This window comes from Lentzea sp. NPDC051838 (genome assembly GCF_040681245.1).
Taxonomy (GTDB): Bacteria; Actinomycetota; Actinomycetes; order Mycobacteriales; family Pseudonocardiaceae; genus Lentzea.
Map to the genome: position 1 here is coordinate 71,925 of NZ_JBFAYI010000021.1, position 12,530 is coordinate 84,454.

Here is a 12,530-nt window from a genome sequence, read left to right on the forward strand (position 1 = left end):
GGCGGACGCGGAGCCGGCGGACGCGGAGCCGGCGGACGCGGAGCCGGCGGACGCGGAGCCGGCGGACGCGGAGCCGGCGGACGCGGAGCCGGCGGACGCGGAGCCGGCGGAGGTGGGGATGGCGGGCAGGGAACCGGCGGGCGTGGGAGCGGCCGATGTGTGAGCGGCAGGCGTTGAGCCCGGCGACGTTGAGCCCGGCGGCGTGCGAGCGGCAGACGGCGCGGGAGCGGCAGACGGCGTCGCGACAGACGGCGTGGGGGCAGACGGCGTGGGGGTGGAGTCGGTGGGTGGTGGGGCGAACGACTCGCGTAGTCGGATGCGCAGGCGCAGGACTTCCAGCTCCAGCGAGTTCTCCGGCCAGCGGCGGGTCAGGCCCTCCCAGTTGGCGCCGAGCAGGTCGGCGTTGCCTCGGGCCAGCAGGACGGCGGGTGGGCGGCCTGTGCGCCAGCGCGGGTCCGGGAGGGCGGCGTAGCGGTGCAGCAGCGCTCTGGTGGTTTCTGGTGACCACGGGGCTGGGAGTTGGGCGCAGGCGTGGTCGAGGAGGTCGTAGTGCCAGTTCACGGAGACGGCTACGACCGCCTGCTCGGCCACCGAGGCGGGGAGGGCGGCCAGCATTTCCAGCTGTTCCATGCCTGTCAGCGTTTCGGCGGCGGCCACTGCCCAGGGGCGGGGGTCGGTCGCCGCGGCCAGTTGGTCGGCGATGCCTCGTAGCAGTGCGCCTGCCCATGGGCCCTTGCGCAGGACCCTGGCCGCGCCTCGGTCGTCGGTTTCCAGGCGGGCGGTCCAGTAGGACGGTGGGACGCTCGCCGCGGCGGCTCGGATTCGGCCTGCCACGCCCTTTTCGGAGCCGTCGCGCATGAGGTCGCGCTGCTCGTCCGCCTCGGGCTGGGTGGTCCAGAGTTCTTCGGTCTGGACGTCGAAGCCGTCGTCGGTGCGCCACAGGCCCCGGCCTAGGCGGTCGGCGGCTCGGGCGGCCAGGGCTGAGGTCGGGAGTTTGCGGAGCAGCCTGAGGGCCTCGTCGTGGACGGACGAGGCCTTGTCGTCGAGCGCCGCTTCCAGGAGGGCTTCGTCGGCCGGGCTCAGCGCCGTTTCGAGGGCGCTGATCAGGACCTGCCGGTCGGCTGAACGACGGGACGCCTCGAACTCGGCGGTGATGAAGGCTCTCACCGTCGCGGGGTCGGACCTGCGTTTGCGGCGCAGGGCTCGGACGCGTTGGGCGCTGGGCAGGTCGAGGACCTCGTCGAGCGGGACCTCGTCCACCAGGGGTGTGGTGCCGGACGCCCAGGACCAGCCAGGACGGGTGTTCGCGAGCCAGCGGCCGCGGACGCCCAGGACCTCGACGACCGCGGCACGAAGGCCTGGGCGAGCGGTGCCGAGGCCCAGCAGAGCCGGGAGCATGCGGTGGTCCGCGACGACGTTGTTGGCCTTGGCCAGGGCGCACCACTCGGTGAGGAGCACCTCGTCGTCGACGCTCATGATCGCTTCGAGGACCGCGCGGGCGGCCGGGCGCGGGAGGTGGCTGGGCTCGGGAGGTGACGGTGGGAGCGGCTCGGCCGAAACCTCCTGCGGGAGCGTGGCACCGAACGCGGCCACGCCCAGCGCGGCGCAGTCGGACAAGAGCGCTGTCGGGTCGCCGCCGCCTCGCGACGTGCCGATGAGGAGGTCCTGGACGGTCTTGGACCACTCGGCTTTGGCGCTCTGAGTGGACCGTGGAGGCGTTGTGGTCACGCGACCACCTCCAGGGTCCCGGCCACCGTCACAGCGCCCAGGCGGAGAGCGTGGCCGTCCCAAAGACCCCACGCGTCGAACGGTTCGCCGCCGGTGAGCGCCAGAGCCATGTCCAGACCTCCGTCGTCGCGGACTGGAAGTCCGTGACCCGACGAGTCGACCAGGGACGTGCCGCACAGCCGGACCGAGGCGCAGCCGACCGGGAACAGCCGCTGCCACGGGTCGGCCATCAGCATCGGTTCCAGCAAAGCCAACGACGAACGCCACACCGAGGGCGCCGGCACGGGATCAGGCGCACGGGAACCGGCGAGCTCGCCCAACGCCACTCGGTCCGAGCCGGGATACGGGTGCACCAGCGCCGAGGACTCCTGACCGTGCGGGAGCAGCGGAACGGGAGCGCCGACCGCGGAATGCCGGATCGCCACCACCCAGCGACCGGTCTGACGGCCCCAGCACCACTGCCGGACGGTCCGGACCCGGCCGTCGTCGGTTTCCAGGCGCAGCAGGGCGACCCAGCGATCCGACACGCCAGGAGCGGCGCGCACCGTCTCCTCCGGGATCGTCACGCCGAGACGCGAGCGCGGCTGCACGAAGCACAACAGGTGCAGGCCGCCGAGACGGTCGGCCACGTCGGACGTCCAGCGAGGACCCGAGCGACCAACGATCTCCTGGATCTCGGACACCGCCGCCGCCACGCCGGGCACCTGCGCGTCGATCATGCGCGCCACGAACGCCTGCCACCACGAAGCGGGACGGCCGGGCAGCGACGCGATTCCCGCGGAAGCCACGTCGAGCAGCCAGTCGCGCAGGCCGTCGATGCCCGAGGACATCGCGGCGGCACGACGATCCGCTGTCTTCTCCCTCGCCCGCAGACGACGAGCCACGGCCTCCGGAGAGGAATCCAGCTCGCGAACAGCTCGGCGCGTGGTCCACTCGGAAACCCAGTCCGGCGGCAGAGCGTCCGGGATGTCGAGCTCCTGCAGCGAGACGGCGTGCTTGCAGGGGAACTTGCGGGACGGGCACGTGCACTTCGCGGAGCCCGCCGCCAGGTCGACGCACACGCGGTACGGCACGGAGCCCGAGCCCGAGTAGAGGCCCCACAGCACCGGCAGGGCCTTGCCCAGGCCCTGCCAGCGCATCGGAACGGCTCGTGTCCTCACAGAACCAAACTAGCGAGGACCTCCGACAAAAAATCAGGCCGGACCGCGACGGGCCCACGTCCACGCGTAAGCCGGGTCCTCACAGGCCTCCGCCGCCTCGCCCAGCTCCAGCGGACGGAACGTGTCGACCATGACCGCGGTCTCGTCGAAGTAGTCCACGCCCAGCGACGCTTCCACCGCACCCGGCTGCGGACCGTGCGTGCAGCCCGACGGGTGCAGCGACATCGATCCGATGCCGATGCCCGAACCCTTGCGCGCCTCGTAGTTGCCGCCCACGTAGAACATCAGCTCGTCCGAGTCGACGTTCGCGTGGTTGTACGGCACCGGCACGGCCAGCGGGTGGTAGTCGACCTTGCGCGGGCAGAACGAGCACACGACGAAGTTCGGGCCCTCGAACGTCTGGTGCACGGGCGGCGGCTGGTGCACGCGGCCGGTGATCGGCTCGAAGTCGCGGATGTTGAACACCCACGGGTACAGGTGCCCGTCCCAGCCGACGACGTCGAACGGGTGGTGCGCGTAGGTGAACTTGGTCAGCCCGGCCCGGTGCCGCACGATCACGTCGACATCGGTGCCCTCGACCAGCAACGGCTCCGAAGGGCCGCGGATGTCCCGCTCGCAGTACGGCGAGTGCTCCAGGAACTGGCCGGCCTTGGACAGGTACCGCTTCGGCGGCCCGATGTGCCCGGTCGCCTCCAGCACCAGGATCGACATCGGCGACGACGGCACCACCCGGTACGTGCACGAGGTCGGGATCACGACGTAGTCGCCGTCACCGACCGAAAGAGCACCGTAGATCGTCTCGATGACACCCGAGCCACCTTGCACGTACAGCAGCTCGTCACCGAAAGCGTTGCGGTACAACGGCGAAGGCACCGAAGCGACGACGAACCCGATGGTCACGTCCGGGTTCCCGAAGAGCTTCCGGCGACCGGTGACGGCGTCGACCTCGTCAGAAGCCCAGGTCAGGTCCTGCGTCTTGAACGCCCGAGGCTTCAACGGCAGGTTCGGCGCGACACCTCCGCGCTCGTCCTTCACCGTCTCCGCGTTCACGATCGCGGTGGGCAGGTGCCGGTGGTAGAGCAGCGCCGAATCGGCCGAGAACCCCTCGACTCCCATCAGCTCTTCCGCGTAGAGCCCACCGTCCGGTTTGCGGAACTGGGTGTGGCGCTTTCGGGGGATCTCCCCGACCTGGCGGTAGTAGGCCATGACGTCTCCGGAGGCGTTCGACTATCGGACATCTTTGTTCACTTACCGATACCCAGCTAGCGTGTCAGCCGTGTCAAGCGCTGTCGAACTCCGTGCGCCCGGTCCGCGCGGTACTCCGCCCCTGCTCGCGAGGCTTGTGGACGATGCCGCGCTGTTCCCTCCGGGGAACGCGTCGATGCCCGACGCGGTGCGCGGTCACCTCGACGGAAGAGTCGGCGAGTGGTCCGGTGTCATGGGACTTTTCCTGTGCCCGGCGTCCCGTCTCGCCGAGCTGATCACCGAACTGATCAAGGTCAAGCCACCGAAGCCGATCGCGCTGAGCCTCGTGATCGACACGGGCCTCGGCGGCGTGCCGAAGGCCGTGTCCATCGTCGAGAGCCGAAGTGAGCTCCTGGCACTGCGCATGGTCGAGATGCCCGCACCGTCCGATGTGGACGAGGTGTGGCTCGAGCGCGTGTCCGAGTTCGTACCCGAGGACGTCATCCGCGTCGTGGAGCCCCGCCGCGGCGGCCCCGAGTGGCTCGACGGCGTCCGCAGGGTGATCGAGCACGGCAGCTGGCCCAAGCTGCGCTGCGGCGGTCTCTCCCAGGAGAACTTCCCGAGCGTCGACGAGGTCGCGGACTTCCTGTCCGTCGTCAGCGGTGGCGGTGTCGCGTTCAAGGCGACCGCGGGCCTGCACAAGGCCGTCCGCTACACCGACGAGCAGGGCTTCACCCACCACGGCTTCCTGAACCTCCTCGTGGCCACCGCTCGCAGCCTGAGCGGCCGCGACGTCCGCGAGGCACTGGCGAGCACCGACGCCGAGGCGCTCACCGCCGAGGCCAAGGCGCTCAGCGACCAGGCCGCCCACGCGGTCCGCGGCGTCTTCGCGAGCTACGGCTCGTGCTCGCTCGCCGAACCGATCGAGGACCTTGAAGGGCTGGGGCTGCTGTGAGCTGGATCAGCGACCCGAACTTCACCGAGGACCAGCCGTTCGGACCGCAGACCCTCCCCTACGGCGTCGTCGACGGGGGTGTGGCCGTCCGCGTCGGCGACCAGGCTCTGCTGCTCAACACCCTCGCGCTGGGCAAGTGCAGCGAGTACGTCCAGGGAGACTCGCTCGACCCGCTGCTCAAAGCGGGCCGTCCGGTCTGGAGTGCCCTGCGCGCCAAGCTCAAGGAGATCGTCACCGCGACCTCCGCGCCGAAGGGTGCCGAGCTGACGGGCATCGAGTCCGCCAAGCTGCCGTTCACGGTCGGCGACTACGTGGACTTCTACTCGAGCAGGCACCACGCCGAGAACGTCGGCAAGATGTTCCGCCCGGACGGTGACGCGCTCACCCCGAACTGGACGCACCTCCCGATCGGCTACCACGGCCGCGCGGGCACGGTGTACGTCTCGGGCACCGAGATCGTCCGCCCGAACGGCCAGAAGCGCGGCAGCGAAGGCCCCAAGTTCGGGCCGTCCGAGCGCCTCGACATCGAGGCCGAGGTCGGGTTCGTCTGCGGCGGTCCACAGGCGGCGAACGTGTCCACGAGCAGGGCCGCCGAGCACGTATTCGGCGTCGCTCTGGTCAACGACTGGTCCGCCCGCGACATCCAGGCGTGGGAGTACCAGCCGCTCGGCCCGTTCCTCGCCAAGTCGTTCGCCACGTCGATCGGCGCGTGGATCACGCCCCTCGAAGCGTTCTCAGTTGCACGCGTTCCGACGCCGCCGCTGCCGAACAAGATCCACGACTACCTGAGCACCGATCAGCCCTGGGGCCTGGACATAACGATCACCGTCGAGCTGAACGACACGATCGTCGCGCGGCCTCCGTTCCGGGAGATGTCGTGGTCATTTGTGCAACAGCTGGCGCACATGACGGTCAACGGGGCTACCGTTCGCCCTGGTGATCTGTTCGCCTCGGGCACGGTCTCGGGACCGGAGAAGGACGAGCGGGGCTCGTTCCTCGAGCTCAGCTGGGGCGGCAAGGAACCGTTCAAGCTCGACGACGGCTCCACGAGGTCCTTCCTGGAGGACGGCGACACGGTCAGGCTGACCGCGACCGCTCCCGGTGAAGGCGGCAGCGTGGTCGGTCTCGCCGAGGTGGTGGGAACAGTTCGGAGTGCGTGATGGTCGGAGCGACGAAGGAGAGTTCGCTGACCCTGGAACGGGGTCTGGCGCTCCTCCAGGCTGTCGCTGAGGCGGAGTCCGAGGCACCGTCGATCTCGGAGCTCGCCAACGCCATCGGCGCGTCCAGAGCCGCGGTCTACCGGCTTCTCGTGCCGCTCCAGGCGCGCGGTCTCGTGCGCAGGGAGGGTTCGAAGGTCCGGCTGGGCCTCGGCGTGCTGCGGCTCGCCTCCAACGTCCTCCCCCAGCTGCGGATGGCGGCCAACCCGGCGCTGCGAGAGCTCGCCGAGAAGGTCGGCGCCACCGCACACCTGACGGTCGCGGACGGCAGCGAGGCCCAGGCCGTCGCGGTCGTCGAACCGTCGTGGACCGCTTTCCACGTGGCGTACCGGGTGGGTTCCCGCCACCCGGTGCACCGCGGGGCGGCCGGCAAGGCCATCGCGCACCCTTCGGAATCGTGGGTCGTCTCCGCCGGAGAGCTGCAGCCGAACGCTTTCGGTGTAGCGGCACCGGTTCGCGGCGTCCCAGGTCTGCGCGCTTCCGTTGGCGTTGTTGCGCTTGAGAAGCTCGACGCGGACATCGTCGGCCCACACGTCGTGCGTGCGGCCGAAGAAGTGGCGGCGGCTCTCAAATGAGCGAAGAACGGCTCCGGCGCTGGAGGCTTCTCCTCGGCCCGAGCGCGGAAGACGTCGCGCAGCTCGGAGATGACGACCAACGGCGTGATGGCGCGCTGACGGGTCTCTACGGCGGTGGCGGCGACCGGGGCGCGGGTCTGGGCGCGAGCTCACCCCAGCTGCACCGGTGGCTCGGCGACGTCCGCAAGTACTTCCCCACCTCCGTCGTCCAGGTCATGCAACGCGACGCCGTCGAGAAGCTCGGCCTCAAGCAGCTGCTGCTCGAACCCGAACTGCTGCAAGCGGTCGAGCCGGACGTCAACCTCGTCAGCACGCTGCTGCAACTCTCGCGCGCCATCCCCGCGCGCACCCGCGACACCGCGAAAGCCGTGGTGCGCCAGGTGGTCGAGGACATCGAGAAGCGACTCAAGGATCGACTCGTCGAAGCCGTGCGAGGAGCGGTCGACCGGTCGAGGCGCACCAGAAGGCCGCAGCTGCAGGACGTCGACTGGGCCACGACGATCAAGGCGAACCTCAAGAACTACCAGCCGCAGCACAAAACCGTCATCGTCGAGGACCTGATCGGCCACCGCCGGCGCAGTCGCACGGCGGCGATGCGGGACGTGATCCTGCTCGTCGACCAGTCCGGCTCGATGGCGGACTCGTTGGTGCACGCGGCGGTTCTGGGTTCGGCGCTGGCGTCCATCCGCTCGATCTCGACGCGGCTGGTCGTGTTCGACACCGAGGTCGCGGACCTGACCGACCAGCTCAGCGACCCGGTCGATCTGCTCTTCAGCGCCCAGCTCGGCGGCGGCACGGACATCAACCGCGCGGTCGCCTACGCGCAAACCCAGGTGCGCAGGCCCACCGACACGGTGGTCGTGATCATCAGCGACCTCTACGAAGGCGGGTCGGAAGCCGAGTTGCAGCGCCGCGTCCGCGAACTGGTCGCGAGTGGCGTCACGGTCGTGAACCTGTTGGCGCTCAGCGACTCCGGCACTCCGGCCTACGACCACGAGCTGGCGGCCAAGCTGCACGCTCTCGGCGCCCCCGCGTTCGCCTGCACCCCGGACAAGTTCCCCGAACTGCTGGCGGCCGCACTGCGCAAGGACGACCTCACGCAGTGGGCGGAGTCCGAAGGCATCGCAACGGGCCGTTAGCGGTCGACGACCCGTCCACGCGTCAGGAACGCCAAACCTCGCGTCATCACCACGAGCCTGCCGCGTTCGTCCGGCCCGGCGATCCACACCCGGCCCGTGTGCCGCACCAGCACCCGCGCGCGTTCCGGCAGCTCGGGCAGCCGCAGGTTCTTCTCCGACTCGTGCACCTTCAGGTACGCGGTCCGCCCGATCCTGCGGCCGGGCACGAAGCTCGCCGACACCGGACGGAACGGGAACCGGTCGATCAGCTGCAGGGTCTTGCGGCGCGTGATGAAGTGCCGCAACCCCGGCGCCGCGAGCTCCAGCGCCACCGGAACCGCCAGCACGGTGAGCCACAACCAGCCGACCACCAGCACGGCGCCGAACGCCACCACGGCGAACAGGATGTGCCCGACAGCCCGCCGATCCGCCCGCGCCAGGCAGGTCTCGGTCCAGTTCTCCACGCCGATCTTGGGGATCATCTCTGCACACGCGCCGGAATCAGCTGCGGCACCCCGCGAAACGTGACCACGGTGTTCCCGGCCGAGTCCGGCGGCACGAACCACACGCGCCTGTGGCGAGCGATGCGTCCGCGCAGGAAAGGACCGACGCGCAAGGTCAGCAGAAGCGGCGGTGACGACAACACGACCAGACGCCCTCCTTCCCACTGCACATGAGCGAAATGCCACGGTTCACCTTCCGGTAAACGCACCGGACGGCGACGTGTCACCACCCACAGCACGGCCGCGGCGAAGAAGAGCAGGACCAGCGCCACCGGTGAGGACCACGACCACACAAGTACCAGGACGAACTGGAGGAGGAAGGCCGACGCGGCGAGAACGGTCCACATCAGGGCACGACGACTCGATCGGTCGACGCAGTGCCGGGTCCACCGATCGTCCAACGCCGTCACCTCGGTGGAAGGCTTGTTTGGCACGACCACCTGTCAACCGTACAGGTGAACCTTCCCATCAGGAGCGGAGCTAAGTTAGGCTTGCCTAACCTTCGAGGAGGTGGACGGTGACCGACACCCAGACCAAGCGCCCACCGGCGCCGCACGCCGCCGAGCGCGCTCGCACGATCGCGGCTCGCGGTGGTCACGCCGCACTGCTTCCTCAGGCCGGGAACCGCACCAGCCCGTTGTTCCACCACGTGCACCCCTGTGGCACCACGATCTTGCTGCTGGCCGACGAACATCCGCTGGTCGGGCAGCTGTGGCAGACGCCGCGGGCCGAGGTGACGGCGATGCTGGAGATCGCTGACCAGGCGCCGGTGCCGTTGCGGGAGCCCGTGCGCGGCCTGCTGTGGCTCACCGGGTGGGTGACGGCGCTCGACGGCGAGGAGGCGCGCGACGAGATCCTCGCGGTCGCCGACGTGCGACCCGATCACCGGCTGCTGGACGCGGGTCACGGGGCTTCCGTGCTGAGGCTCACACCGGCGTCGATGGTGATCGCGGACGCCGAGGGCACGTCGTCGATCCGGACCGAGCAGTTCGCGAACGCCACGCCGGACCCGTTCTGCCGCAACGAGGACCACTGGCTGCGGCACCTGGAGGCCGCGCACCGCGACGTCGTCGGTCAGCTCGCCCGGCACCTGCCGGAGGAGCTGCAGGGCGGGCACGTGCGGCCGCTCGGGCTCGACCGGTTCGGGTTGCGGCTGCGGGTCGAGGACGAGCGCGAGGACCACGACGTGCGGATCGCGTTCTCGAAGCCGGTCAGCACTCCCCAGGAACTCGCCGCCGAACTGCGACGCTTGATGGGCTGCCCGTTCCTGTCCCAGAGGTAGCCTCGCGCGGGTGACCTTGATTCCCGCTGACGAGAAGCGCGGCTACCAGCTGGAACTGCTGATCGTCTTCAGCATGACGCTGGGATTGTCCGGCCTGCGCAGCCTCGTGCGGCTGATCGACAGCCTGTTGCAGCCAGTCCCGCTGAACCAGCAGTCGGTCGCGATCAACGTCCCGCAGGCCAGGGCCGACCTGCTGGACCTGATCGCCCAGCTGCTCGGCGTGCTGCAGCTCGCCGCGTGGGGCGGGATCGGCCTGTACCTGTTGTGGCGCACGGGGATCAAGCTCAAGGTCATCGGCCTGGACGGGACGCGCAAACGAGCGGACGCACTGGGCGCGCTGGGGCTGGCCGCGATCATCGGCATCCCCGGCCTGGCCTTCTACTTCGCCGCGTGGGGCCTCGGACTGAACCTCGCCGTGCAGCCGTCCACTTTGGACAGCCAGTGGTGGATGAGCGTGGCGTTGATCCTCGCCGCCGCCGGCAACGCGTGGGCGGAGGAGGTGCTCGTCGTCGGGTACCTGATCACCCGACTGGAACAGCTCGGCTGGCGGAAGTACACGGCGTTGTTCGCGGCGGCCGTGCTGCGCGGGTCGTACCACCTCTACCAGGGCTTCGGCGGGTTCGTCGGCAACCTGGTCATGGGCCTGGTGTTCGGCTTCTACTGGCAGCGGACGAAACGACTCTGGCCGCTGGTGATCGCTCACACGATCCTCGATGTTGTCGCGTTCGTCGGTTACACAATATTGCGTGGCAAAGTCAGCTGGTTGCCTTAACGATTCGACTGCACCAGCGAATATTCCGCACCATTCGTTGCAGATTTGGGCTCAGCAGCGGCGATTTGTGCTGTTCAGGGTTACGCTCGTCCGGTGACTGCGCACACGATCGCCGAGACGGAAGCACTCCCCGACGCTTCGCCCCGCGTGGACAGCGAAGTCGGCCCCCTGCGCACGGTGCTGCTGCACCGGCCGGGCAACGAGCTCAAGAGGCTCACCCCGCGCAACAACGACCAGCTGCTGTTCGACGGCGTGCCGTGGGTCGGCCGCGCCCAGGAGGAGCACGACGCGTTCGCCGCGACGCTCACCGCGCGCGGCGTCGAGGTGCTGCTGCTGGCGGACGTGCTGACGCAGGCGCTGGAGGACAACCGGGCGCGCATCGCGGGCATCCACAGCGCGGTCAACGAGCGGCGGCTCGGCATCGACCTGGCCGACGCGCTGCGCAGCCACCTCACCTCGCTGCCGGCTCCGCAGCTGGCGCAGGCGTTGATGACCGGCATGACGTTCGAGGAGCTGCCGGCCGCCGAGGGCGCGTCGCTGGTGCGCAAGATGCACCTGCCGATCGACTTCGCCGTCGACCCGCTGCCGAACCTGCTCTTCACGCGTGACTCGTCGGTGTGGGTCGGCGACCGCGTGGCCATCACGTCGCTCGCCCTGCCCGCCCGCGACCGCGAGACGACGCTGACGGACCTGATCTACGCCTACCACCCGCGCTTCCGCCGCACGGGCCGCGCGTACGGGGCCCACTCGGCTCCGCTGGAGGGCGGCGACGTGCTGCTGCTCGCGCCGGGCGTGATCGCCATCGGTGTCGGCGAGCGCACCACCCCGGCGGGCGCGGAGTCGTTCGCCCGTTCCGCGCTCGCCGACGGTCTCGCGCACACGGTGCTGGCGGTGCCGATCGCGCAGGAACGCGCCACGATGCACCTCGACACCGTCTGCACGATGGTCGACCGCGACGCCGTGGTCATGTACCCGGCCATCAGCGACGCGCTGATCGCCTACGCGGTCCGGTCCGACGGCAACGGCGGCGTGAACATCGACGGCCCGGCGCCGTTCCTGGAGGCGGCGGCCGAGGCGATGGGCATCGAACGCCTGCGCGTGATCGACACGGGCCTCGACGCGGTCACCGCCGAGCGCGAGCAGTGGGACGACGGCAACAACACGCTCGCGGTCGGCCCCGGTCTGGTCGTGGCGTACGAGCGCAACGTCGAGACGAACGAGCGCCTGGAGGCCGCCGGCATCGAGGTGCTGCGGATCGCCGGCTCGGAGCTGGGTTCGGGCCGCGGCGGTCCCCGGTGCATGTCGTGCCCGATTGACCGCGCCCCATTGGTGTGACCGTTAGGAATGCCTAACCTTTGTTTGGTTCACCTTTCCAAACAAAGGTTAGCTTTTCCTGGAATGCGACCATGAACGTTTTGGGCTAACGTACTCCCCATGGCCTCGAACGTGAAGAAGATTGCCCCGAAGAAGTCGAAGTTCCACGAGCTCCTGCAGGCTCAGGTCGGCAACGAGTTCTCCGCTTCGCAGCAGTACATCGCCCTCGCCGTGTGGTTCGACAACGAGGACCTCCCTCGCCTCGCGTCGCACTTCTACAAGCAGGCTCTCGAAGAGCGCAACCACGCGATGATGATCGTGCAGTTCCTCATGGACAACGACATCGCGGTCGCCATTCCCGGCACCGACAACCCGCTCAACGAGTTCAAGACGCCGCGCGACCTCGTCGACCTCGCCCTGCGCCAGGAGCAGCAGGTCACGGACCAGATCGTCGCGCTCGCCAGGGCCGCCCGCGAGGAGAGCGACTACATCGGCGAGCAGTTCATGCAGTGGTTCCTCAAGGAGCAGGTCGAGGAGGTCTCCTCGATGAAGACGCTGCTCACGATCATGGACCGCGCCGACGGCAACATGTTCTACGTGGAGACGTTCCTGACCCGCGAAAGCGTGGGTGACGGCGGCGGCGACGCCGGTGCCCCCACCGCCGCGGGTGGCGCGCTCTGAGGTTTTTCTTCGCACGCTCGAGTGCCTGAAATACGGGCCC

The 12,530-nt window shown here is 69.5% G+C and carries 13 protein-coding genes; 8 read left to right on the plus strand and 5 right to left on the minus strand.

The features are described 5' to 3' along the window. The 3 genes from AB0M24_RS33460 to AB0M24_RS33470 form a co-directional block, all read right to left on the minus strand. A partial coding sequence (locus AB0M24_RS33460; protein ID WP_363777181.1) for a DUF5691 domain-containing protein occupies window positions 1-1,728 on the minus strand: 1,728 nt, incomplete at its 3' end. Continuing rightward, on the minus strand, window positions 1,725-2,888 hold the full coding sequence (locus AB0M24_RS33465; protein ID WP_363777184.1) for an SWIM zinc finger family protein: 1,164 nt from the start codon (window positions 2,886-2,888) through the stop codon (window positions 1,725-1,727). The genes AB0M24_RS33465 and AB0M24_RS33460, both read right to left, overlap by 4 nt. Window positions 2,889-2,921: 33 nt before the next feature. After that, window positions 2,922-4,094 carry a homogentisate 1,2-dioxygenase gene (locus tag AB0M24_RS33470; protein WP_363777186.1) on the minus strand — a complete coding sequence of 391 codons (1,173 nt, stop codon included), beginning with the start codon at window positions 4,092-4,094 and terminating at the stop codon, window positions 2,922-2,924. 70 nt (window positions 4,095-4,164) lie between these two features. Here AB0M24_RS33470 and AB0M24_RS33475 point away from each other — a divergent pair, with 70 nt between their 5' ends. Genes AB0M24_RS33475 through AB0M24_RS33490 form a run of 4 tightly spaced genes read left to right on the plus strand, consistent with a single transcriptional unit; the run spans window position 4,165 to window position 7,959 of the window. Then, window positions 4,165-5,028, plus strand: coding sequence for a hypothetical protein (locus tag AB0M24_RS33475; RefSeq protein WP_363777189.1), 864 nt, complete (start codon window positions 4,165-4,167; stop codon window positions 5,026-5,028). Then, a complete protein-coding gene (locus tag AB0M24_RS33480) occupies window positions 5,025-6,188 on the plus strand; it encodes a fumarylacetoacetate hydrolase family protein (protein WP_363777192.1) in 1,164 nt (387 codons plus the stop codon). Before AB0M24_RS33475 ends, AB0M24_RS33480 begins: the two co-directional genes overlap by 4 nt. After that, complete coding sequence (locus AB0M24_RS33485) at window positions 6,188-6,820, plus strand: helix-turn-helix domain-containing protein (RefSeq protein ID WP_363777195.1); 633 nt, start codon at window positions 6,188-6,190, stop codon at window positions 6,818-6,820. The genes AB0M24_RS33480 and AB0M24_RS33485 overlap by 1 nt, the downstream gene beginning before the upstream one ends. After that, on the plus strand, window positions 6,817-7,959 hold the full coding sequence (locus AB0M24_RS33490) for a VWA domain-containing protein (RefSeq protein WP_363777198.1): 1,143 nt from the start codon (window positions 6,817-6,819) through the stop codon (window positions 7,957-7,959). Before AB0M24_RS33485 ends, AB0M24_RS33490 begins: the two co-directional genes overlap by 4 nt. On the opposite strand, the gene AB0M24_RS33495 is transcribed toward AB0M24_RS33490, so the two are convergent. Together AB0M24_RS33495 and AB0M24_RS33500 are read right to left on the minus strand one after the other, a co-directional pair. After that, the gene (locus AB0M24_RS33495) at window positions 7,956-8,420 is read right to left on the minus strand and encodes a hypothetical protein (protein ID WP_363777201.1); all 465 of its coding nucleotides are present in this window, start codon (window positions 8,418-8,420) and stop codon (window positions 7,956-7,958) included. The two genes, AB0M24_RS33490 and AB0M24_RS33495, sit on opposite strands and share 4 nt — an antisense overlap. Next, window positions 8,417-8,713 carry a hypothetical protein gene (locus AB0M24_RS33500; protein ID WP_363777204.1) on the minus strand — a complete coding sequence of 99 codons (297 nt, stop codon included), beginning with the start codon at window positions 8,711-8,713 and terminating at the stop codon, window positions 8,417-8,419. The genes AB0M24_RS33495 and AB0M24_RS33500 overlap by 4 nt, the downstream gene beginning before the upstream one ends. Before the next feature lie 245 nt (window positions 8,714-8,958). Here AB0M24_RS33500 and AB0M24_RS33505 point away from each other — a divergent pair, with 245 nt between their 5' ends. From AB0M24_RS33505 to AB0M24_RS33520, 4 genes are all read left to right on the plus strand, one after another. After that, window positions 8,959-9,723, plus strand: a complete 765-nt coding sequence (locus AB0M24_RS33505; RefSeq protein ID WP_363777207.1) for a DUF2470 domain-containing protein — start codon at window positions 8,959-8,961, stop codon at window positions 9,721-9,723. A gap of 10 nt (window positions 9,724-9,733) precedes the next feature. Next, window positions 9,734-10,495: a CPBP family intramembrane glutamic endopeptidase gene (locus AB0M24_RS33510; RefSeq protein WP_363777210.1), complete on the plus strand. Its 762-nt coding sequence runs from the start codon at window positions 9,734-9,736 to the stop codon at window positions 10,493-10,495. 93 nt (window positions 10,496-10,588) lie between these two features. Then, window positions 10,589-11,830, plus strand: a complete 1,242-nt coding sequence (locus tag AB0M24_RS33515; RefSeq protein WP_363777213.1) for an arginine deiminase — start codon at window positions 10,589-10,591, stop codon at window positions 11,828-11,830. A 99-nt stretch (window positions 11,831-11,929) separates the two neighbouring features. Beyond that, the gene (locus AB0M24_RS33520; RefSeq protein ID WP_363777216.1) at window positions 11,930-12,490 is read left to right on the plus strand and encodes a ferritin; all 561 of its coding nucleotides are present in this window, start codon (window positions 11,930-11,932) and stop codon (window positions 12,488-12,490) included. Window positions 12,491-12,530: the final 40 nt, after the last annotated feature.